Origin of the sequence: Curtobacterium sp. MCPF17_021 (assembly GCF_003234605.2) — a bacterium.
Classification (GTDB): domain Bacteria; phylum Actinomycetota; class Actinomycetes; order Actinomycetales; family Microbacteriaceae; genus Curtobacterium; species Curtobacterium flaccumfaciens.
In genome coordinates, this window is record NZ_CP126252.1 from 431,955 (window position 1) to 452,107 (window position 20,153).

General features: G+C 70.5%; 22 protein-coding genes. 19 read left to right on the forward strand and 3 right to left on the reverse strand.

What is annotated here, in order from left to right; translation table 11 throughout:
* Nucleotides 1–45: 45 nt before the first annotated feature.
* Nucleotides 46–444, reverse strand: a complete 399-nt coding sequence (locus DEJ29_RS02155; RefSeq protein ID WP_111094299.1) for a phage holin family protein — start codon at nucleotides 442–444, stop codon at nucleotides 46–48.
* Nucleotides 445–504: 60 nt separating this feature from the next.
* Here DEJ29_RS02155 and DEJ29_RS02160 point away from each other — a divergent pair, with 60 nt between their 5' ends.
* From DEJ29_RS02160 to DEJ29_RS02185, 6 genes are all read left to right on the forward strand, one after another.
* Nucleotides 505–1,584 (forward strand): histidinol-phosphate transaminase, encoded by a 1,080-nt coding sequence (locus DEJ29_RS02160; protein WP_071404899.1) that lies wholly within the window; start codon nucleotides 505–507, stop codon nucleotides 1,582–1,584.
* A 23-nt stretch (nucleotides 1,585–1,607) separates the two neighbouring features.
* A complete protein-coding gene (locus tag DEJ29_RS02165; protein ID WP_071404900.1) occupies nucleotides 1,608–2,744 on the forward strand; it encodes a thiamine pyrophosphate-dependent dehydrogenase E1 component subunit alpha in 1,137 nt (378 codons plus the stop codon).
* 86 nt (nucleotides 2,745–2,830) lie between these two features.
* Nucleotides 2,831–3,790 carry an alpha-ketoacid dehydrogenase subunit beta gene (locus tag DEJ29_RS02170; RefSeq protein WP_110864996.1) on the forward strand — a complete coding sequence of 320 codons (960 nt, stop codon included), beginning with the start codon at nucleotides 2,831–2,833 and terminating at the stop codon, nucleotides 3,788–3,790.
* A 41-nt stretch (nucleotides 3,791–3,831) separates the two neighbouring features.
* The gene (locus tag DEJ29_RS02175; RefSeq protein WP_284174034.1) at nucleotides 3,832–5,442 is read left to right on the forward strand and encodes a dihydrolipoamide acetyltransferase family protein; all 1,611 of its coding nucleotides are present in this window, start codon (nucleotides 3,832–3,834) and stop codon (nucleotides 5,440–5,442) included.
* Between the two features lie 140 nt (nucleotides 5,443–5,582).
* A complete protein-coding gene (locus DEJ29_RS02180; RefSeq protein ID WP_181438181.1) occupies nucleotides 5,583–6,164 on the forward strand; it encodes a GNAT family N-acetyltransferase in 582 nt (193 codons plus the stop codon).
* Nucleotides 6,165–6,290: 126 nt separating this feature from the next.
* Nucleotides 6,291–7,025: a GntR family transcriptional regulator gene (locus tag DEJ29_RS02185; protein ID WP_017886466.1), complete on the forward strand. Its 735-nt coding sequence runs from the start codon at nucleotides 6,291–6,293 to the stop codon at nucleotides 7,023–7,025.
* 76 nt (nucleotides 7,026–7,101) lie between these two features.
* On the opposite strand, the gene DEJ29_RS02190 is transcribed toward DEJ29_RS02185, so the two are convergent.
* Complete coding sequence (locus DEJ29_RS02190; RefSeq protein ID WP_111094936.1) at nucleotides 7,102–7,554, reverse strand: PTS sugar transporter subunit IIA; 453 nt, start codon at nucleotides 7,552–7,554, stop codon at nucleotides 7,102–7,104.
* The gene (locus tag DEJ29_RS02195) at nucleotides 7,551–7,787 is read right to left on the reverse strand and encodes a PTS sugar transporter subunit IIB (RefSeq protein WP_110864962.1); all 237 of its coding nucleotides are present in this window, start codon (nucleotides 7,785–7,787) and stop codon (nucleotides 7,551–7,553) included. Before DEJ29_RS02195 ends, DEJ29_RS02190 begins: the two co-directional genes overlap by 4 nt.
* Nucleotides 7,788–7,965: 178 nt before the next feature.
* Between DEJ29_RS02195 and DEJ29_RS02200 the strand changes: the two genes are divergently transcribed.
* From DEJ29_RS02200 to DEJ29_RS02260, 13 genes are all read left to right on the forward strand, one after another.
* Nucleotides 7,966–9,234, forward strand: a complete 1,269-nt coding sequence (locus DEJ29_RS02200; RefSeq protein ID WP_111094935.1) for a PTS transporter subunit EIIC — start codon at nucleotides 7,966–7,968, stop codon at nucleotides 9,232–9,234.
* Nucleotides 9,235–9,361: 127 nt separating this feature from the next.
* Nucleotides 9,362–10,273: a metal ABC transporter solute-binding protein, Zn/Mn family gene (locus DEJ29_RS02205; protein WP_111039737.1), complete on the forward strand. Its 912-nt coding sequence runs from the start codon at nucleotides 9,362–9,364 to the stop codon at nucleotides 10,271–10,273.
* Between the two features lie 47 nt (nucleotides 10,274–10,320).
* Nucleotides 10,321–11,166, forward strand: a complete 846-nt coding sequence (locus DEJ29_RS02210; protein WP_051596603.1) for a metal ABC transporter ATP-binding protein — start codon at nucleotides 10,321–10,323, stop codon at nucleotides 11,164–11,166.
* Nucleotides 11,166–12,104 (forward strand): metal ABC transporter permease, encoded by a 939-nt coding sequence (locus tag DEJ29_RS02215; protein ID WP_111094934.1) that lies wholly within the window; start codon nucleotides 11,166–11,168, stop codon nucleotides 12,102–12,104. Before DEJ29_RS02210 ends, DEJ29_RS02215 begins: the two co-directional genes overlap by 1 nt.
* Nucleotides 12,101–12,526, forward strand: coding sequence for a Fur family transcriptional regulator (locus tag DEJ29_RS02220; protein WP_027464954.1), 426 nt, complete (start codon nucleotides 12,101–12,103; stop codon nucleotides 12,524–12,526). The genes DEJ29_RS02215 and DEJ29_RS02220 overlap by 4 nt, the downstream gene beginning before the upstream one ends.
* A gap of 10 nt (nucleotides 12,527–12,536) precedes the next feature.
* Nucleotides 12,537–13,232, forward strand: a complete 696-nt coding sequence (locus DEJ29_RS02225) for an alpha/beta fold hydrolase (RefSeq protein WP_111094933.1) — start codon at nucleotides 12,537–12,539, stop codon at nucleotides 13,230–13,232.
* Nucleotides 13,233–13,372: 140 nt separating this feature from the next.
* Nucleotides 13,373–14,854: a lipase maturation factor family protein gene (locus DEJ29_RS02230; protein WP_111094932.1), complete on the forward strand. Its 1,482-nt coding sequence runs from the start codon at nucleotides 13,373–13,375 to the stop codon at nucleotides 14,852–14,854.
* A gap of 384 nt (nucleotides 14,855–15,238) precedes the next feature.
* Nucleotides 15,239–15,475 carry a 50S ribosomal protein L28 gene (rpmB, locus tag DEJ29_RS02235; protein WP_027464952.1) on the forward strand — a complete coding sequence of 79 codons (237 nt, stop codon included), beginning with the start codon at nucleotides 15,239–15,241 and terminating at the stop codon, nucleotides 15,473–15,475.
* The gene (gene rpmG, locus DEJ29_RS02240) at nucleotides 15,475–15,645 is read left to right on the forward strand and encodes a 50S ribosomal protein L33 (RefSeq protein WP_017886456.1); all 171 of its coding nucleotides are present in this window, start codon (nucleotides 15,475–15,477) and stop codon (nucleotides 15,643–15,645) included. The genes rpmB and rpmG overlap by 1 nt, the downstream gene beginning before the upstream one ends.
* Nucleotides 15,646–15,647: 2 nt before the next feature.
* On the forward strand, nucleotides 15,648–15,953 hold the full coding sequence (gene rpsN, locus DEJ29_RS02245) for a 30S ribosomal protein S14 (RefSeq protein ID WP_017886455.1): 306 nt from the start codon (nucleotides 15,648–15,650) through the stop codon (nucleotides 15,951–15,953).
* 290 nt (nucleotides 15,954–16,243) lie between these two features.
* The gene (locus DEJ29_RS02250) at nucleotides 16,244–16,531 is read left to right on the forward strand and encodes an HU family DNA-binding protein (protein WP_017886454.1); all 288 of its coding nucleotides are present in this window, start codon (nucleotides 16,244–16,246) and stop codon (nucleotides 16,529–16,531) included.
* 143 nt (nucleotides 16,532–16,674) lie between these two features.
* Nucleotides 16,675–18,717 carry a bifunctional copper resistance protein CopD/cytochrome c oxidase assembly protein gene (locus DEJ29_RS02255; protein ID WP_111094931.1) on the forward strand — a complete coding sequence of 681 codons (2,043 nt, stop codon included), beginning with the start codon at nucleotides 16,675–16,677 and terminating at the stop codon, nucleotides 18,715–18,717.
* The gene (locus DEJ29_RS02260) at nucleotides 18,714–20,048 is read left to right on the forward strand and encodes an ATP-dependent DNA helicase (RefSeq protein ID WP_111094930.1); all 1,335 of its coding nucleotides are present in this window, start codon (nucleotides 18,714–18,716) and stop codon (nucleotides 20,046–20,048) included. The genes DEJ29_RS02255 and DEJ29_RS02260 overlap by 4 nt, the downstream gene beginning before the upstream one ends.
* Nucleotides 20,049–20,153 lie beyond the last annotated feature (105 nt).

Sequence of the window (20,153 nt, forward strand, 5' to 3'; positions counted from 1 at the left end):
GCACATCATGACGCAGGGCGGGGTCCTCCGCGAGGTCCGCCGGGGTCACGCCCGCTGGCGGTTGAGCACCGGGCGGGCGAAGAGCCCGATCAGCCAGGCGAAGACCGCGAGCACGAAGGCACCGACGATGCCCCAGCCGAAGGAGTCGACCTCGAGCCCGAAGCCGAACGCCTCCGAGATGCCCGCGACGATGAGCAGCAGGATCGCGTTCACGACGAACGAGATGAGCCCGAGCGTGAGGATGTAGAGCGGGAACGCCACGATCCGGATGACCGTGCCGATCACCGCGTTCACGAGACCGAACACGAACGCCACGAGCAGGAAGGTGAGGACTGTCGCGGTGGTCCCGCCGTCGCCGAACGGCGTGACGGAGACGCCGCTGACGATGAGCGTGGTGAGCCAGAGCGCGAGGGCGTTGACGACGAGGCGGACGAGGAATCGCATGCGCCCATGATGCCCTCGTTCCCCTCGTGGCTGCCGTGGGCCTGCCGGTAGCCTGAACCCGTGAGCGAGCAGCGTGTGCACATCCGGCCCGAGGTGGCCGTCCTCCCCGCGTACAAGCAGGGGCGACAGGCGTCCGACTCCGCCTTCAAGCTGTCGAGCAACGAGAACCCGTTCCCGCCGCTCCCCGGGGTCGTCGAGGCCGTGCAGGCCCAGACCTCGTACAACCGCTACCCCGACGCCACCGCCCTGGCCCTGCGCGCCGTGCTGGCCAACCGCTTCGGGCTGACCGCCGAGCAGGTGCACGTCGCCCCGGGCAGTGTCGCGATCCTGCACGAGCTCGCCCGCGCGACCTCCGGCCCGGGCGACGAGATCGTCTACGCGTGGCGCTCGTTCGAGGCGTACCCGGGCGTCGTCACGGTCGCCGGCGCCACGAGCGTGCAGGTGCCGAACCGCGCCGACGGCGGGCACGACCTCGACGCGATGGCCGCGGCCGTCACCGAGCGCACCCGCATGGTGCTCGTCTGCTCGCCGAACAACCCGACGGGGCCGATCGTGACCGCCGCGGAGTTCGACGCGTTCATGGCCGCGGTGCCGCAGTCGGTGCTGGTCGTGCTCGACGAGGCATACGCCGAGTTCGTGACCGACGAGGCCGCCGTGCACGGCCACCCGCTGCTCGCCGCGCACCCCAACCTCGTGGTCCTCCGTACCTTCTCGAAGGCGTACGGGCTCGCCGGGCTCCGGGTGGGCTACGCGCTCGGTCCGGACTACGTGCTCGACGCCGTCCGGGCCTGCGCCATCCCGCTGTCCGTGACCGCCCAGGGCCAGGCGGCGGCGCTCGCCAGCCTGGAACGCGAGGCCGAACTGCTCGGACGCGTGACCGAGATCGCCACCCTGCGCGACCGGATCGTCGTCGAGCTCCGGGCCCAGGGCTGGGACGTCCCGGACGCCCAGGGCAACTTCCTCTGGCTGCCGACGGGCGAGCGGACGGCGACCGCGGCGGCCGCGTTCGAGGACGCCGGCATCATTGTCCGGGCCTTCCCGCCAGAGGGCATCCGCATCTCGATCGGCGAGCACGAAGCTGTGGAAACGCTCCTCCAAACAGCCCGCTCACTTGTGGGGGACCTCCAGGTGGCCGACTAGTGCCTGGCGCTACGCTGGCCCGCATGTCATTCCGCGCCGCGGCTCCCGCGACGACCACCGTCCGGCTCCTCGACCCCGAGGGTCGGTTCGTGGAGACCGACGAGAACGCCGAGTTCGCCGCCGCCGCGCGGGCGATCCCCGATGAGACCCTGCTGGCGATGCACCGCCGCATGGTGCTCACCCGTCGGTTCGACCACGCCGGCCACAATCTCCAGCGCACCGGCCAGCTCGGCCTGTGGGTGCCCAGCCACGGGCAAGAGGCGGCACAGACCGGCTCGGCCTTCGCCCTGCGCGCCCAGGACCACGTGTTCCCGTCCTACCGCGAGCACGCCGTCACGATGCACCGCGGCGTCGAGCCGATGGAGATCATCGCGATGTACCGCGGGCAGACCCACGGCGGGTGGGATCCGGACCAGCGCGGCAACACGCACATCTCCACGCTGGTGATCGGCTCGCAGACCCTGCACGCCACCGGGTACGCGCTCGGGCAGAAGCTCGACGGCGACGTCGGCACGGGCGACCCGGACCGCGACGCCTGCTCGATCGTCTACTTCGGCGACGGCGCCACCAGCCAGGGCGACGTGAACGAGGCCTTCGTGTTCTCCGCGTCGACCAAGGCGCCGGTCGTCTTCTTCCTGCAGAACAACCACTGGGCCATCTCGGTGCCGGTGTCGGTGCAGTCCCCGACGCCGCTCGTCGACCGCCCGCGCGGCTTCGGGATCCCGAGCGTCCTGATCGACGGCAACGACATCCTCGCGTCCTACACGGCGTCGGTCGTCGCGACCGAGCACGCCCGCAGCGGCCAGGGCCCGGCCTTCATCGAGGCCGACACCTACCGCATCGGTGCGCACACGAGCTCCGACGACCCGAGCCGGTACCGCGCCGACGGCGAGCTCGAGGAGTGGGTCCTGCGCGACCCGATCGTCCGGTCCGAGGCGTACCTGCGCTCGAAGGGTGCGACGGACGAGCAGTTCGCCGCGTTCGACGAAGAGGGCGAGGACATCGCCGCCGACGTCCGACGCCGCACCGTCGCCCTGACCGCACCGTCCGTCGACGTCATGTTCGACAACGTGTACCGCGAACCGCACCCGCGGATCACCGAGCAGAAGGCCTGGCTCGCCCAGTACGAGGCCGGCTTCGAAGGGGGCGCCCACGCATGAGCACCACCGAGCAGCTCTTCGACTACACCCTGCGCTCCCACCCGGGCGCCGGTGAGGTCCCGAGCGACCCCACCCCGACCCTGCCGATGGCCAAGGCCCTCAACGCCGGGCTCGCCGCTGCCATGGAAGCGGACGACAAGGTCCTGCTGATGGGCGAGGACATCGGCCAGCTGGGCGGCGTCTTCCGCATCACCGAGGGCCTGCAGGACCGCTTCGGCGCCGAGCGCGTGCGGGACACCCCGCTCGCCGAGGCCGGCATCATCGGCACCGCGATCGGCCTCGCCCTGCGCGGCTACCGCCCGGTCGTCGAGATCCAGTTCGACGGCTTCGTGTGGCCCGGCTTCGACCAGATCACCTCGCAGCTCGCGAAGATGGCGAACCGCCTGCCGGCACACATGTCGCTGCCCGTCGTCATCCGCATCCCCTACGGCGGCCACATCGGCGCCGTGGAGCACCACCAGGAGTCCCCCGAGGCGTACTTCGCGCACACCCCGGGCCTGCGGGTCGTCAGCCCGAGCACCCCGAACGACGCCTACTGGATGATCCAGGAAGCCATCGCGTCGAAGGACCCGGTGGTCTTCCTCGAGCCGAAGTCCCGCTACTGGCCCAAGGGCCAGGTGGACCTGGTCGACGGTCACGTCCCGATGCACACGACCCGCGTCGCCCGCACCGGCACCGAGGTCACGCTCGTCGGGCACGGCGCGATGGTCGCCACCCTGATGCAGGCGGCGGACATCGCCGAGGCCGAGGGCACCAGCTGCGAGGTCATCGACCTCCGCTCGATCTCGCCGATCGACTGGGAGCCGCTGCTCGCCTCCGTCCGCAAGACCGGTCGCCTGGTCATCGCGCAAGAGGCCTCCGGCTTCGTCAGCGTCGGCAGCGAGATCGCCGCGACCGTCGCCGAGCGGGCGTTCTACACGATGCAGGCACCGCCGCTGCGGGTCTCCGGCTTCGACGTGCCGTTCCCGGTCTCGAAGCTCGAGCACCTGCACCTGCCGGATGCCGACCGCATCCTCGAGGCCGTCGACCGCGCCCTCGCCTACTGACCCGTCCGACCGAGCACGACCAGATCCGCGAAGGAGCCGTAGTGGCCGCCGCCGAATTCCCCCTGCCCGACGTGGGTGAAGGCCTCACCGAGGCCGAGATCGTGCAGTGGCGCGTCGCGATCGGGGACGAGATCGCCGTCGACCAGGTGCTCGTCGAGATCGAGACCGCGAAGTCGCTCGTCGAGCTCCCGTCGCCGTTCGCCGGCACCGTCACGGGCCTGCTCGTGTCCGAGGGAGACACGGTCGAGGTCGGCAAGCCGATCATCCGCGTCGACTCGGACGCGTCGGTCGCCTCCGGTGCGGCCCTCACGCCGCCTGCGGAAAAGCCTGTCGAGCAGCCTGGAGGCGCGGCGCCCGTCGCCCAGACCGCCCCGGTCTCGCCCGTGGTCGCGTCCACCCCGCCGGCCCCTGCCGCCCCGTCGGCCCCGGTCGCGCAGACCCCTCCCGCTCCCGCGGCGGTGCCGGCACGCGCCGCTGCCCCCGCACCGGCAGCACCTGCCCCTGCCGCCGCGCCGGCGGCGCCGGTCCAGCCGGTCGCGGTCGACGCCTCCGTCCAGGGCACGGACGAGTCCTCCGGTGCCGTCCTCGTCGGCTACGGCTCGGCGACCTCGTCGCCCTCCCGTCGCAAGCCGGGCGCCCGCCGGGCCGCAGCGCTCGCGGCCGAGGCGAGCCGCGCCTCCAGTGTGGACACCGCCGCGGCGGCGGAAGCCTCCGTCGACCCGGGCGAGGAGAGCACCGCCGAGGCGATCAGCGCCCTCGGCACGGGCTCCGCGCACAAGCAGAGCACCGCGACCAACGTGCTGGCGAAGCCGCCGATCCGGAAGCTCGCGAAGGACCTCGGTGTCGAACTGACCGAGATCGTCGCGACCGGTCTGGCCGGCGAGGTCACCCGCGACGACGTCATCCGGCACGCGAAGCAGGCCAGCGTCTTCCGGAACATCGAGACGCCCGAGTGGGGTGAGGTCCGCAGCGAGACGATCCCGGTCAAGGGCGTCCGCAAGGCCATCGCCACCGCGATGACCACGTCCGCGTTCACGGCACCGCACGTGTCGCTGTTCGTCGACGTCGACGCGACCCACACGATGGAGTTCGTCAAGCGCCTCAAGGCCTCGCCGACGTTCGCCGGCGTCAAGGTCTCGCCGCTGCTCATCGTCGCGAAGGCCGTCATCTGGGCCGTCCGCCGGAACCGCTCGGTGAACTCGACCTGGACCGACCGCGAGATCATCGTCCACCACTTCGTGAACCTCGGCATCGCCGCGGCGACCCCGCGCGGGCTCATCGTGCCGAACATCAAGGACGCGCAGGACATGTCGCTGCTCGAGCTGGCGCAGGCGCTCGAGGAACTCACCCTGACCGCCCGCGACGGCAAGACCACGCCGAAGCAGATGGCGAACGGCACCGTGTCGATCACGAACATCGGTGTGTTCGGCATGGACACCGGGACCCCGATCCTCAACCCGGGCGAGGTCGCGATCGTCGCCATGGGCACGATCAAGCCGAAGCCGTGGGTCGTCGACGGCGAGGTCCGCTCGCGCATGGTGACCACCATCGGTGCGTCGTTCGACCACCGCGTCGTCGACGGTGACGTGGCGTCCCGCTTCGTGCACGACGTCGCCTCGGTGCTCGAGGAGCCCGCGCTGCTGCTCGACTGAGCGTCGGTCGTTCCGCTTCGTGAGCAGAAATGGTCGGGTTGCTTCGAGCCACTCGACCTTTTCTGCTCACCATCTGCGGGCTTCCGCAAACGTCGCGTGGTGTTCACACGGATGTCGGGGGTCGGCGGCATGATCGATGCATGGTCCACCAGCTCCTGACCCCCTCGCAGGAGATCCGAACGGATCGCCTCCTGCTCACGCCGCTGACCCCGGCCGACATCGGCGACGTGCACGCGCTCTTCTCGGACGCCCGCACGTGGCAGCACCTGCCCACCGGCCGGCACGTGGCGCGGAGCTCGAGCGTGGACATGGTGCAGCGCAAGATCGGCGGTCGTGCACGCCACGGCCTCGGGTCCTGGGCGGTCCGCAGCGCCTCCGACCACGCCTTCGTCGGTGTGGGCGGGGTCGACATGACCGCCGGTGGGGTCTGGAACCTCGGCTACCGTCTGGCACCCGCGGCGTGGGGGCAGGGCTTCGCGTCCGAGATCGCCCTCGCTGCCGTGCGTGCCGCCGCCGACACCGCTCCGGACGTCCCGGTGACCGGGCGGGTGCTCACGAACAACCCTGCTTCTGCAGCCGTGCTGCGTCGTGCGGGGCTGTCGCTGGTGTGGCAGGGGGCTCCCGCAGCGCAGAACCGTGCGGCCGCCGGGGTCGAGGGGCAGGTCTGGACCGACCGGCTGCTCTCCGACGAGCAGTTCGCCTGGCTCGTCGCCAACGCCTGAGCACCGACTCCGTCCCTTCGTCACCGCGCACGTTGGTCTTCCCGGCCTGACTCGCTACTGTGATGGGAACTGGTCATGTCCGCGCATGACCACCGCCCAGGACCAGCAACGGAGCACGAGGGACGCATGACGAGCCGCATCACCGAGGGTGCCGAACCGAAGCACCAGCAGCTGCGGCGCATCCTGCTCGACCTCGTCACCACGCGACTGGCTCCCGGCGCTGCGATCCCGTCCGAACGTCAGCTCATCGCCGAGTACGGCGTCTCGCGGATCACCGTGCGTGAAGCACTCGGGCAGCTGGTCAACGAGGGCTACCTGGAGCGCGTCCGCGGCAAGGGCACCTTCGTCGCGCACCGGCCCGTGCAGTCGACGCTGCACCTCGCCTCGTTCACCGAGGAGATGCGGGCGATGGGGCACGAGCCGACCACCGTGGTGCTCGTGCGCGAGGAACGCGTGCCGCCGGCCGACACCGCCGCAGCCCTGCGGATCGACCCGGACGTGCCCGCCTTCCACGTGAAGCGCCTGCGGATGGCCGATGGTGCCCCGGTGTCGATCGACGACGCCTGGCTCGTGGCCGACGCGTTCCCGGGTCTGCTCGACCACGACCTGTCGGGGTCGGTGTACTCGATCATCGCCACGGAGTACGGCACCCCGATCGACCGCGCGCAGCAGACCGTCGCGGCGAACCCGGCGGCCGACGACGTCGCGACGTTGCTCGGGACGAAGACCGGAGCGCCGGTCCTCGAGTTCGACCGGGTGTCGTACGCGGGGGAACGACCCGTGGAGCACACCCGCAGCTGGTACCGATCGGATCGCTACCGCGTGCAGATGGAGGTCACCGCGACCCCCGCGGTCGCGTAGTTCGCCCGGCAACGCGAAAGCGACTGTGTGCTGCGGGTGTTCCGCAGCACACAGTCGCTTTGACGAGGAAGACCCCTCAGACCTCGAAGAGAGTGTCGCCGTCGAGCACTGTGGTGCCGACGCTTCCCTGGTTGATGCTGTCCGGCGTTGAACCGAGCACCACGACCGGGCAGATCGGCGAGTAGCCGGCTGCTGAGATCACCGAGGGGGTGAACCGGACGACGGGGTCACCGGCGGTGACGGTGTCGCCCTCGGTCGCGAGGAGCTCGAAGCCCTCGCCGGAGAGCTTCACGGTGTCGATGCCGACGTGCACCAGGACGTCGGTGCCCGCGGTGCCCTGCAGCGCGAACGCGTGTGGGTGCAGCTTCACGATGGTGCCGTCGACCGGGGCCACCGCGGTGACCGCGCCCTCGACACCCGTCGGGTCGACGGCGACGCCGGCACCGACGAGCTGCCCGGCGAACACCGGGTCCGGCACGTCGGCGAGGGCGACGACCGGGCCGCCGAACGGGGTGCGGACGACGGTCACAGTTCGTCCTGGATGTCCTGCGCGAGGTTGTCGGCGATCGTGCCGACGATGACCTGCCAGCCGGTGCCGCCACCGACGACGGCCTGGGCCCCGGCGGCCTGCAGGGCAGCCTTGTCGACCAGGTCCCCGTCCTCGACCTCGACGCGGAGGCGCGTGATGCAGCCCTCGACCTCTTCGATGTTCTCGGCACCGCCGAGTGCGGCGATGATGTCGGCTGCCTTGATGTCGGCCATCGTTTCCTCCTCGTTAAGGGTTTGCGTCGCAGGTTGACACCGGACCGCTCTCGGATCAGACTACGGAACTGGTCATGACCGGACAGGACCGGACCTGGCGACACCGCCGAGGTTACCTGCGCTGGCTGCACGACTCAACTCACCCCGACAGCTCCACCCAATGACGAGAGGACCTCCGATGAGCGCCACCACTGCCACGGATGTGCCGGAGAAGAAGCCGAAGAAGAAGCAGTCCAGGTTCTTCGCGAACGCCCAGCGACTCGGACGGAGCCTGCTCCTGCCGATCGCGGTCATGCCCGCCGCGGGCATCCTGCTCCGCCTCGGCCAGTCCGACATGCTCGGTGCGATCCCAGGCTTCGAGCAGGGCGCGACCATCATCGCGGCCGCTGGACAGGCCGTGTTCACGTGGCTTCCGCTGCTCTTCGCGGTCGGCATCGCGATCGGCTGGGCCAAGAAGTCCGACGGCACGACCGCGCTCGCGGCCGTCGTCGGCTACATGGTCATGTACCAGGTGTTCGCCGCCATGTCGCCGATCGTGCTCGACGGGGTGAAGGACGCCGCCGGCAACCCTGCCACCATCAACTTCGGTGTCCTCGGCGGCATCGTGATGGGTCTCGTCTCCGCCGTGCTGTGGGAGAAGTTCCACCGGACGAAGATGCCCGACTTCCTCGGCTTCTTCTCCGGTCGCCGCCTGGTGCCGATCATGACCGCAGCCGCCGGTCTCGTGATCGCCGTCCTGATGTCCTTCGTGTACCGCTACTTCGACATCGCGCTCACCGCAGCCGGCACCGCCGTCGCGGACAACGCCGTCATCGGTGGTGGCATCTTCGGGTTCGCGAACCGCATGCTCATCCCCGTCGGCCTGCACCAGCTGCTCAACTTCTTCCCGTGGTTCCAGCTCGGCAGCTTCACCGGCGCGGACGGCCTCGCCGTGCACGGCGACGTGAACCGGTTCCTCGCCGGCGACCCGACGGCCGGCACGTTCATGACCGGCTTCTTCCCGATCATGATGTTCGCGCTGCCCGCCGGTGCCCTGGCGATCTGGCGCAACGCCAAGCCGCAGAACCGCAAGCTCGTCGGCGGCATCATGATCTCCGCTGCGCTGACCTCGTTCGTCACGGGCATCACCGAGCCGCTCGAGTACTCGTTCATGTTCGTGGCGTTCCCGCTGTACATCATCCACGCGGTCCTCACGGGCACCTCGCTCGCCCTGGTCAACGCCCTCGGGATCCACGACGGGTTCTCGTTCTCGGCCGGTGCGATCGACTACGTGCTGAACTTCGGCAAGGCGGACGGCGCGATCTGGCTCATCCCGATCGGACTGGGCTACGCGGTCGTCTACTACTTCCTGTTCAGTTTCGTGATCAAGAAGTGGAACCTCCGCACACCCGGGCGTGAAGAGGACACGATCGCCGAGAACACGATCGACGCGGCCACCAAGCCGTAGACGCGAGCGTCGTTTGAACGGGAGGCCCGGTGCCAGCTGGCACCGGGCCTCCCGTCCGTTCGTCGTCGCCCTGAGAGACCCCATAGCGGTTTTGACAATCGTTATCAGTAGGCGTTAGCGTCGTGCCATGCACAACCGCCTCCTCGCCCTCCCGCTCGTCGCCGGCGCCGCCGCGCTCGCCCTGACCGGGTGCGCCACCTCGTCCGCCTCGGGGGAGGCCAGCGGTGACGGCACGGTCAACGTCGTCGCCTCCACCAACGTCTACGGCTCGATCGTCAAGACCATCGGTGGCGACGCCGTCACCGTGACGAGCATCCTGAGCGACCCGTCGCAGGACCCGCACTCGTTCGAGTCGAGCGCCCGCACGCAGCTCTCCGTTTCCAAGGCCGACCTGCTCATCGAGAACGGTGGCGGGTACGACGACTTCATGACGACGCTCGCGAACGCCTCGGACACCAAGGCGGACACGATCAACGTCGTGAAGCTCTCCGGCCTCGACAAGGGCGGCAGCGCCGAGTTCAACGAGCACGTCTTCTACAGCTACCCGACGATGGTGAAGCTGGTCGAGGCGGTCACGAAGGACCTCAGTGCGCTCGACGAGAGCGGCAAGGACGCCTTCGAGAAGAACGCCGCCACGCTCACCACCAAGCTCGAGGACCTCGAGTCCCAGACCGACGCCGTCAAGAAGCAGGACTCCGGCGACAAGGTGGCGTACACGGAGCCGGTGCCCGGGTACCTGTTCGACGCGATGGGGCTCGAGAACGAGACCCCGCCGGACTTCTCCGAGGCCATCGAGGAAGGCGACGACGTCCCGCCGGCGGCCCTCCGCGACACCCTCGCGCTGTTCACCGGCAAGCGCGTGCAGCTCCTCGCCTACAACAACCAGGCGTCCAGCCCCGAGACCGAGCAGGTCCAGAAGGCGGCCGAGCAGAACGACATCCCCGTCGTCGGTGTCACGGAGACGCTCCCCAAGGGGCAGGATTACGTCTCGTGGCAGCAGGCGAACATCGACGCGGTGAAGGCAGCGCTCCAGAAGTGACGACCTCGACCGCAGCAGCGGCGACCCCCAGCCCGGCGACCACCACGGTGGACGACCGGGCTGCGGCTCGTCCGGTCCTCGCGCTCCGCGACGCCGGGTTGTCCTACGGCGCCCGGAAGCTCTGGGCAGGCCTCGACCTCGACCTCGCGCCGGGGGAGTTCGTCGCGGTCCTCGGCCCGAACGGCGCCGGCAAGACCTCACTGCTCCGAACCGTCCTCGGGCAGCAGCGGCTCACGAGCGGCACGATGTCGTTCCTCGGGCAGCCGGTGCACCGCGGCCACCGGAAGATCGGCTACATCCCGCAGCAGCGCCTGATGGAGGCGGGGACGCCCCTGCGCGCGCGGGACATGATCGCCCAGGGCGTGACCGGGCACCGGTGGGGCATCCGACGGGCGTCGAAGGCTGACCGGATGCGCATCGACCGGGTCCTCGACGAGGTCGGCGCCACCGCCTTCGCGGACGCCCCCGTCGCCGAGCTCTCCGGCGGCGAGCAGCAGCGCACCCGCGTCGGGCAGGCCATCGCCGCCGACCCCGCCCTGCTGCTGTGCGACGAACCCCTCATCTCGCTCGACCTGCGGCACCAGCGCGGGATCACCGAGCTCATCGACCGTGAGCGCCGACAGCGCGAGGCTGCCGTGCTCTTCGTGACGCACGACGTGAACCCGATCCTCGACGTCGTCGACCGGGTGCTCTACATCGCCGGCGGTCGGTTCCGGATCGGTTCGCCGGACGAGGTCCTGCGCGCCGACGTGCTCAGCGACCTGTACGGCACGCCCGTCGACGTCGTCCGCACCATGGGACGCATCGTCATCGTCGGGGCCAACGAGGCCCACGAGCACCACCCGGGCGAGGTCGACCCGCACGCCGACCAGCCCGACGAAGGGCGGATCTGATGGACCTGCTGTCGACCGTCTTCTCGTTCCAGGACTACGGCCAGCTCCTCGCGCTGGTGCAGAACTCGATCTGGGCCGGCGCGGTGCTCGGCATCGTCGGTGGGCTCATCGGCCCGTTCGTCGTCGCCCGGAACATGCCGTTCGCCGTGCACGGCATCTCGGAGCTCTCGTTCGCCGGGGCCAGTGCCTCGCTGCTGCTCGGGGTGAACGTGGTGTCCGGCTCGCTCGTCGGGTCGGTCATCGCCGCCCTGCTCATCGGTCTCCTCGGGTCGCGTGCCCGGGAACGCAACTCGATCATCGCCGTCCTCATGCCGTTCGGGCTCGGGCTCGGCATCCTCTGCCTGGCGCTCTACAAGGGCCGGGCCGCCAACAAGTTCGGGCTGCTCACCGGGCAGATCGTCTCGGTCGACAACCCGCAGCTGACGTTCCTGATCGTGGTCGCCGCGATCGTCGTGGCGACGCTGCTCGTCATCTGGCGCCCGCTGATGTTCGCCTCGGTCGACCCCGACGTGGCAGCGGCCGCGGGGATCCCGGTGCGGACCCTCGCGATCGTGTTCATGCTCGTGCTCGGGCTGGCCACCGCCGTGTCGGTGCAGATCGTCGGTGCGTTGCTCGTGCTGTCCCTGCTCGTCACCCCGGCGGCGGCGGCGCTGCGCCTCAGCTCGCACCCGGTCGTCGTGCCGGTGCTGTCGACGGTGTTCGCGGTGACGTCGGTCGTCGGTGGCATCCTGCTCGCACTGGGCGGCGGCCTGCCGATCAGCCCCTACGTGACGACGATCTCGTTCGCGATCTGGGTGGTCTGCCGGATCATCGGGTCGCGACGCGACAGGCGGGGACGCAACCGCGTCGCCGGCCGGAACCAGCGCGGCGGGGGCGAGCCGGGCCTCCAGGCAGGGACGACGTCGACAGCCGGTCGGAAGGAAGAGGTGTCAGCATGAACGCCGTGCAGAAGACCAAGCGGAACACGTGGCAGCGCGAAGCGGTGCGCGGTGCCCTCGACTCCACCGAGGGGTTCGTCAGCGCGCAGGCGCTGCACCAGCACCTGCGGGACGAGGGCTCGACCATCGGTCTGGCCACGGTCTACCGGGCCCTCGCCGACCTGGCCACCGAGGGCGACGCCGACTCGCTGCAGCAGGACGGCGAATCGCTGTACCGGGCGTGCACGACGGACGCGCACCACCACCACCTGATCTGCCGGAACTGCGGCCGGACGGTCGAGATCGAGGCGGACCCGGTGGAGCAGTGGGCGCAGGACGTCGCTGCCGCCAACGGGTTCACCAACGCCAGCCACGTCGTCGACATCTTCGGCGAGTGCGCCGTCTGCACGGCGGCCCGCGCGACCGCCGCCACCGACGAGTAGCCTGCCCCGCATGCACGTCATCCTGGTCCCCGGGTTCTGGCTCGACGCGAGCGCGTGGGACGACGTCGCCCCGGTGCTCCGCGCGGCCGGGCACTCGGTGCAGGCGGTCACGCGCGACGGCGACACGCTCGACGAGCAGGTCGCCGCGTTGGTCGCGATCCTGGACAACGTCGCGTCGGCCGACGAACCCGTCGTGCTCGCCGGACACTCGGGTGCCGGGCCGATCGCGTACATGGCCGCCGACCAGCGCCCGTCGCTCGTCGCGCACCTGCTCTACGTCGACACGTTCCCGGGGCCCGAGGGCGGGTGCGTCAACGACGAGCTGCCCGTGGTCGACGGGGTCGTGCCGCTGCCGTCGTGGGACATCTGGGAACCCGCCACCGTCCGGGGCATGACGCCCGAGGTCCGGCAGGACGTCGAGCACCGGGCGATCCCCGAGCCCGCCTCGGTGCCGTCGGACCGGTTCCACTACGCCGACCCGGCACGGCACACGATCCCGGCGACGATCATCACCTGCGAGATCCCCGCCGCAGAGCTGCTGGCGATGGTGGCGGACCACCAGGCCTGGGCGGCGGAGCTCGTCGCGACCGAGGAACTCTCCATCGTCGGGCTCGAGACCGGCCACTGGCCGATGTTCACGGCGCCGCAGCAGCTCGGGGAGCTGATGGTGCAGGCGCTCGCACCCAAGCCGACGCAGGCGCCGTAGGCCACACACGCCGTCGGCGACGCACGCCGTCGGCGACGCACGCCGTCGGCGACGCACGCCGTCGGCGACGCACGCCGTCGGCGACGCATCGGGCATGACGCCGAGACGGACCGCAGCCCGCCCCGCGTAGCGTCCCGCCCGTGGACCTCGCAGCCTGGACGCAGTGGGCCGGCGCGTCCGACTACGACGTCGCCCGGTTCGTGCTGCAGCACGGCGTCGCAGCGATCGCCTGCCTCGCCTTCCTGTCCGCCCTCGCCCAGTTCCCGGTGCTCGTCGGGGAACACGGCCTGCTCCCGGTGCCCCGGTTCATGGAGCGCCCGTACGCCCGCCGACTGCCGGTGGTCTGGCGGTGGTGGCGCTACACCGACCGACGGTTGCGGCTGCTCGCCGGCGGGGGAGCGGTCGTGTCGTTCGCCCTGGTCGTCGGTGTCCCGCAACGGGCCCCCTGGTGGGTGCCGATGCTGTGCTTCCTGCTGCTCTGGCTGGCGTACCTGTCGATCTCCGACGTCGGGCAGACCTTCTGGGCCTTCGGGTGGGAGTCCCTGCTGGTCGAGGCGCTGTTCACCGTCGCGTTCCTCGGCTCCGACGACGTCGCGCCGCCGATCGTCGTGCTCGTCGCGCTGCGGTGGCTGGTGTTCCGGCTCGAGTTCGGTGCCGGCATGATCAAGATGCGTGGGGACCGCTCCTGGCGTGACCTGACGGCGCTGTACTACCACCACGAGACGCAGCCGATGCCGAACCCGGTGTCGCGGACGGCCCACCTGCTGCCCCGCCCCGTGCACCGGTTCGAGACGCTCGGCAGCCACTTCGTGCAGCTGGTCGTGCCGTTCTTCCTCTTCGCGCCGCAGCCCGTGGCGTCGATCGCCGCCGCACTCGTCCTGCTCACCCAGCTCTGGTTGGTGGTCTCCGGCAACTTCGCCTGGCTGAACTGGATCACCCTCGTCCTGGCCTTCGCCGCGATCGACGACCGGTCGGTGGCGGCGGTGCTGCCCTGGCTGCACGACAGCGTCGAGGCCGGGCCGACCGCGACGCCGGTCTCCTTCGTCGCGGTGACGGTCGCCGTCGGGCTGCTGCTCGCCTGGTTGTCCTGGCCGGCCGCGAAGAACCTGGTGTCGCGGCGGCAGCTCATGAACGCCTCGTTCAACCGGTGGCACCTGGCGAACGCCTACGGTGCCTTCGGCAGCGTGACGCAGCAGCGCGACGAGGTCATCGTCGAGGGAACCCTGGCCGAGGACCCGTCCGACGAGGACTGGCAACCGTACGAGTTCCGCGGCAAGCCGGGCGACCCGAGGCGTCGGCCCGGGCAGTTCGCGCCGTACCACCTGCGGCTCGACTGGCTGATGTGGTTCCTGGCCCTCGGTGCCGACGACCGGTGGTTCCGGGTGTTCGTCGTGCGGCTGCTCGAGGCCGACCGGCCCACGCTGCGGCTGCTCGCCCACGACCCGTTCGACGGGGAACCGCCGCGCTGGGTCCGCGCACGGATGTTCCACTACCGGTTCGCCACCCGGGCGGAGCGGCGGGAGACGGGCCTGTACTGGATCCGGCGGGAGCGGTACCTGCTCATGGCACCGGTCGGGCTCCCGCGCGGTCGTGCCGCGGAGGGCGGTTCGTCCACTTCGTGAGCAGGGACGGTCGGGTCGAGGTGCCCGACCCGACCGTTCCTGCTCACGATCGCGGGCGGTGGGGGTGACCAACGGGGTCACGTGAGCGGGACGGTCGGCCGCACCGGGCCTCCAGGCCTGGAGGCGCGGCTTGCGACACGCCCGGTCCTCGCGTAACGTGGACCCCTGGTTCTCCGCGTCCGCGCGGCGGGCCCGTTGTTCCAAGCCCTCCGACCGTCGCGAACGCCGCGGTCGCGCGGTGTCCGGCTCTCCTTCGACAGGGGATGCGGACCTGGGCGGTGCACACAACCCCCTCGCACGGCCACCCAGGTGGCAGTGCGCGTGTGCACCAGGCAAGTGAACTTGGGTGCGGCCGTCCGGTCGCACGGTACTCAGGAGGAAACCATGGCAGCAGTGTGCCAGGTGACCGGCGCCGTTCCCGGCTTCGGTCACAACATCTCGCACTCGCACCGCCGGACGAAGCGTCGCTTCGACCCGAACGTGCAGAAGAAGACGTACTACGTGCCCTCGCTTCGTCGTAACGTCACGCTCACGCTCAGCGCGAAGGGCATCAAGGTGATCGACGCACGTGGCATCGAGTCCGTCGTCAAGGATCTCCTCGCCCGTGGGGAGAAGATCTGATGGCGAAAAAGGGTCAGGACATCCGTCCGATCATCAAGCTCCGCTCGACGGCGGGCACCGGGTTCACCTACGTGACCAAGAAGAACCGTCGGAACAACCCCGACCGACTCGTGCTGAAGAAGTACGACCCGGTGATCCGCAAGCACGTCGACTTCCGTGAGGAGCGCTAAGCATGGCGAAGAAGAGCAAGATCGCGAAGAACAACCAGCGTGCCGTCATCATCGCGCGCTACGCCGAGCGTCGTCTCGAGCTGAAGAAGGCCCTCGTGGACCCGAACGGCACCGACGAGTCGCGTGAGGCTGCCCGCGTGGGCCTGCAGAAGCTGCCCCGCGACGCATCGCCCATCCGCTACCGCAACCGCGACGCCATCGACGGCCGCCCCCGTGGCCACCTCGGTGAGTTCGGCATCAGCCGTGTCCGTTTCCGTGACATGGCCCACCGCGGCGAGCTCCCCGGCATCACGAAGAGCTCCTGGTAAGCACTCGCAGTACACGACGCCCCGTCACCTCCTGGTGGCGGGGCGTTCGCTGTGTACGGGGTACATGCGAGCCGTCATTCGTCACATCTGCCCCTCCAGCACCCCCTCGGAGCCCCAACAACCCCGGAAATCCGGGCGAGTCGGCGGTTTTCACCCCCGGCGGCTGGTAGGTTCAACTCCGGTTCCGCCGGGCCCTCGGCCCACTGGCACCGTGGCACGGGGCAACCGCTCCGGGCGCCGGACGACACGTGCGTCCGACCGATACTGCAAGAAGTCCGAGGAGGACATCCATGGCTGACAAGTCACTGAACCGCACCGAGCTCGTCGCTGCCGTCGCCGCTGAGTCCGGCCAGAGCCAGGCCACCGTCAACGGCGTCGTCGACGCGCTCTTCAGCGTCGTCTCGTCGTCCGTCGCCGACGGCACGAAGGTCACGATCCCCGGTTGGATCGCCTTCGAGAAGACGCACCGCGCCGCCCGCACCGGCCGCAACCCGCAGACGGGTGACGCCATCGAGATCGCCGCGAGCGACTCGGTCAAGGTCAGCGCCGGCTCGAAGCTCAAGGCTGCGGTCAAGTAAGACTGTTCCGCGCATCGGGAGGGACGGCTTCGGCCGTCCCTTTCGTCGTTCCCGGGGTCGTCCCGGCCTGGAGGCCCGTTGCGGTTTGCACAGATCGGCCCGCCCCGTCCGGTGGCCGGGTGGGCACCGCCTAGGCTTGACGGGTGAATCGGATCGCGCGCATCGCCGGTCCCGCCGTGCTCCTGCTCGTCGGGTTCGTGGCGCTGCTCACGGCGCTCGTCATCGGCGGGGGCGCGAACCCTGCGCTCATCGCCGACCCGGGGCCCGTCGTCCGCTTCGGGCTGCCGATCGCCCGGCTCGTCGTCGACCTGTCCGCGGCCACCACGATCGGTGGGCTCGCGCTGGCGACCATCGGCCTCTCGCGCTCCGGCCCCGAGTGGAACCGTGCGATCGACGTCGCCGCCGGGGCCAGTGGTGTCTGGACGGTCGCGTCGGCCGTCGCCACGTTCTGCACGTTCCTCAGCGTCGCCGGTTCGCGCATCAGCATCGACGAGCAGTTCGGGCAGTCGATGGGGGTCTTCCTCACCGGCACCGAGCTCGGGCTCGCCTGGCTCGTGACCGTCCTCGTCGCCGCGGCCGTCACGGTGCTCTGCTTCGCCGTCCGTTCGCGGGGCATGGTCGCCCTGACCGCCGGCGTCTCGATGATCGGCCTCATCCCGCTCGCACAGCAGGGACACGCCGCCGGTACCGCGAGCCACGATGCCGCCGTCACGGCGCTGGGGCTCCACCTGGTCGGTGCGGCGCTGTGGGTCGGTGGGCTCGTCATGCTCGTGCTGCTGCGCGGGGTGCTGCCCGGCGACCGGCTGGCCGTGGTCGTGGCCCGGTACTCGAGCATCGCCCTCGGCTGCTTCGTGCTCGTCGCCGTATCCGGCACTGCGTCGGCGCAGATCCGCGTCGGGGCGCTGTCGAACCTGTTCACCCCGTACGGCACGCTCGTCCTGGTGAAGATCGGTGCGATCGTCGCCATCGGGGTCCTCGGCGCGGTGCAGCGCCGTCGGGCCATCCGTGCGCTGACCACCTCGCCCGGTCGGCAGCGGCCCTTCTGGACCCTCATCGTCGTCGAACTCGCGGTGATGGGTGTGGCGTCGGGGTTCGCCGCGGCACTCGGACGAACCGCCACCCCGGTCGACCAGATCGCCCTGAGCAAGACCACCGACCCGAGCCCGGCGGAGCTCCTGACCGACGACCTGCTGCCGCACGCGCCCGGTGCGTGGGGCTGGCTGACCCAGTGGAACATCGACCTGTTCTGGCTGATGGCCGCCGTGCTGCTCGCCGCGACCTACGTGGCCGGCGTCGTGCGACTGCGGCGGAGCGGCGTGCGGTGGCCGGCGCGTCGCTCAATCGCCGCGGCCCTGGCGGTCGTGTCCCTGGTGGTCGCGACCTCGGGCTCGCTGCATCAGTACGACCGGTTCCTCGTCTCGGCGAACGTCGGTGCCCACGTGCTGCTCGGCCTGGTGGTCCCCGCCCTGGTGTGGGCGGCGGCACCCGTCGCGTTGATCCGCGCCGCCGTGCACCCCCGGAACGACGACAGCACGGGGGTGCGTGAGTGGACCGACGTCATCGTCGAGCACCCCTCCGTGCGGTACCTGGCCCAGCCGTTCCCCGCGTTCCTGCTCGCGGCGGCCCTGTGGTGGGCCTTCTTCGCCACCGATGCCGTCCGGTGGTCGGTGAGCGACCCCACCGGTCGTACCGTCAGCGACGCCGTGTTCCTGCTGGTCGGGCTGCTGGCCGTCCCGACGCTCTGCACACCGATCCCTGCCGGGCGCCGTCGCCCGACCACGGCTGCCGCCGCCGTCCGGATCGTCGGGGCGATGGTGATCGCGGCGGGCACCGTCTCGCTCGGGATCGCGATGCGCGGGCCGCTCGGGCTGCTGCAGGCATCGTGGTTCGGTGCGATGGGCCGGACGTGGGGGCCGGATCCGCTCGTCGACCAGGCCCGGGCCGGGCTCGTGCTGATCGTCGCCGGGGTGCTGCTCCTGGTGACCGTGGTCGTGGTGGTGGTCGTGCGGCTGCGGCGTGACGGGGGAGACCCGGCCCACGCCGTTGACGCAGTTGCTGCCGGCGACGCAGCTGTGGCCGGCCCGACCGCCGCCGCCGAGCCCGCTTCCCAGGTTGACCAGGACGACCTGGACTTCGACGACGGCAGCGACGACCTCGAACCCTCGCCCGGAGCGGACGCCCGATGAGCATCGAGCTGAGCGACGAACAGCGCGCCGTCTTCGAGTACATCGAGCACACCCGAGACCACGTGTTCATCACCGGCCGGGCCGGCACGGGCAAGTCCACGCTCCTCAACCACCTGTCGTGGAACACCGAGAAGCAGGTCGTCATCTGCGCCCCGACGGGGGTCGCCGCGCTCAACGTCGGCGGCCAGACGATCCACTCCCTGTTCCGGCTGCCGATCGGACTCATCGCGGACGCCGAGCTGCGGCAGGGCCCGGACACCCGCAAGCTCCTCAACACGATCGACACCCTGGTCATCGACGAGGTCTCGATGGTCAACGCCGACCTGCTCGACGGCATGGACCGGTCGCTCCGCAAGGCCCGCGGTCGGCAGTTCGAGCCGTTCGGCGGTGTGCAGGTCGTGATGTTCGGCGATCCGTACCAGCTTCCTCCGGTGCCGGGCGACGCCGACGAGCGCGCCTACTTCACCGACCACTACCGGTCGATGTGGTTCTTCGACGCCAAGGTGTGGCTCGAGGCCGAGCTCAACATCATCGAGCTCGCCACGGTGCACCGGCAGCGCGACGACGCCTTCGCCGCGATGCTCACCGCCGTCCGGCACGGCCGGGTCACCGCGGACATCGCCGAGCAGCTGAACACCGCGGGGGCCCGCCCGGCTCCGGACGACGCCATCACCCTGGCGACCCGCAACGACACGGTCGCCCGGATCAACAAGGCCGCCCTCGAACGGCTGCCCGGCAAGGTGAAGACCGCCAAGGCCGACGTGAACGGCGACTTCCGTGGACGGAACTTCCCAGCCGACGAAGCCCTCGAGCTGAAGCCCGGCGCGCACGTGATGTTCCTGCGCAACGACGCCGACCAGCGCTGGGTGAACGGCACCCTGGGCATCGTGACGGCCATCCGCGACACGGTGTGGGTCGACGTCGACGGTGAGTCGTTCGAGGTCCAGCCCTCGGTGTGGGAGAAGTTCAAGTACTCGTACGACGCGGACAAGAAGGAACTCAAGAAGGACACCGTCGGGGAGTTCCAGCAGTTCCCGCTCCGACTGGCCTGGGCCGTGACCATCCACAAGTCGCAGGGCAGCACCTACGACCGGGCCGTGGTCGACCTCGGCAACCGGGTGTTCAGCGCGGGCCAGACGTACGTGGCGCTGTCGCGGCTGACCTCGCTCGAGGGGCTGTTCCTCACCCGGCCGCTCCGGCCACAGGACATCATCGTCGATCTGGACGTCCGACGCTTCATGTCCGAGGCGCCCCGCATCGTCGCCACCGAGCTCGAGGCCCCGAAGAAGCAGCCGGACGCCGACTCCGATGCCGACTCCGACGCCGACTGACGCGTCCGACTGACCCGTTGGGTCCGCTTCGGCCGCACGCCGCCGGGCAAACGCGCCTGCATGCCCGGACGCACACTGCCGAGCGGTCACGACTCCCCGTCGGTC

Coding starts and splice junctions, on each gene's coding strand:
- DEJ29_RS02155 (WP_111094299.1), bottom strand. CDS start 444: ATGCGATTCCTCGTCCGCCTCGTCGTCAACGCCCTCGCGCTCTGGCTC.
- DEJ29_RS02165 (WP_071404900.1), top strand. CDS start 1,608: ATGTCATTCCGCGCCGCGGCTCCCGCGACGACCACCGTCCGGCTCCTC.
- DEJ29_RS02170 (WP_110864996.1), top strand. CDS start 2,831: ATGGCCAAGGCCCTCAACGCCGGGCTCGCCGCTGCCATGGAAGCGGAC.
- DEJ29_RS02180 (WP_181438181.1), top strand. CDS start 5,583: ATGGTCCACCAGCTCCTGACCCCCTCGCAGGAGATCCGAACGGATCGC.
- DEJ29_RS02185 (WP_017886466.1), top strand. CDS start 6,291: ATGACGAGCCGCATCACCGAGGGTGCCGAACCGAAGCACCAGCAGCTG.
- DEJ29_RS02195 (WP_110864962.1), bottom strand. CDS start 7,787: ATGGCCGACATCAAGGCAGCCGACATCATCGCCGCACTCGGCGGTGCC.
- DEJ29_RS02200 (WP_111094935.1), top strand. CDS start 7,966: ATGAGCGCCACCACTGCCACGGATGTGCCGGAGAAGAAGCCGAAGAAG.
- DEJ29_RS02205 (WP_111039737.1), top strand. CDS start 9,362: ATGCACAACCGCCTCCTCGCCCTCCCGCTCGTCGCCGGCGCCGCCGCG.
- DEJ29_RS02215 (WP_111094934.1), top strand. CDS start 11,166: ATGGACCTGCTGTCGACCGTCTTCTCGTTCCAGGACTACGGCCAGCTC.
- DEJ29_RS02220 (WP_027464954.1), top strand. CDS start 12,101: ATGAACGCCGTGCAGAAGACCAAGCGGAACACGTGGCAGCGCGAAGCG.
- DEJ29_RS02225 (WP_111094933.1), top strand. CDS start 12,537: ATGCACGTCATCCTGGTCCCCGGGTTCTGGCTCGACGCGAGCGCGTGG.
- rpmB (WP_027464952.1), top strand. CDS start 15,239: ATGGCAGCAGTGTGCCAGGTGACCGGCGCCGTTCCCGGCTTCGGTCAC.
- rpmG (WP_017886456.1), top strand. CDS start 15,475: ATGGCGAAAAAGGGTCAGGACATCCGTCCGATCATCAAGCTCCGCTCG.
- rpsN (WP_017886455.1), top strand. CDS start 15,648: ATGGCGAAGAAGAGCAAGATCGCGAAGAACAACCAGCGTGCCGTCATC.
- DEJ29_RS02250 (WP_017886454.1), top strand. CDS start 16,244: ATGGCTGACAAGTCACTGAACCGCACCGAGCTCGTCGCTGCCGTCGCC.
- DEJ29_RS02260 (WP_111094930.1), top strand. CDS start 18,714: ATGAGCATCGAGCTGAGCGACGAACAGCGCGCCGTCTTCGAGTACATC.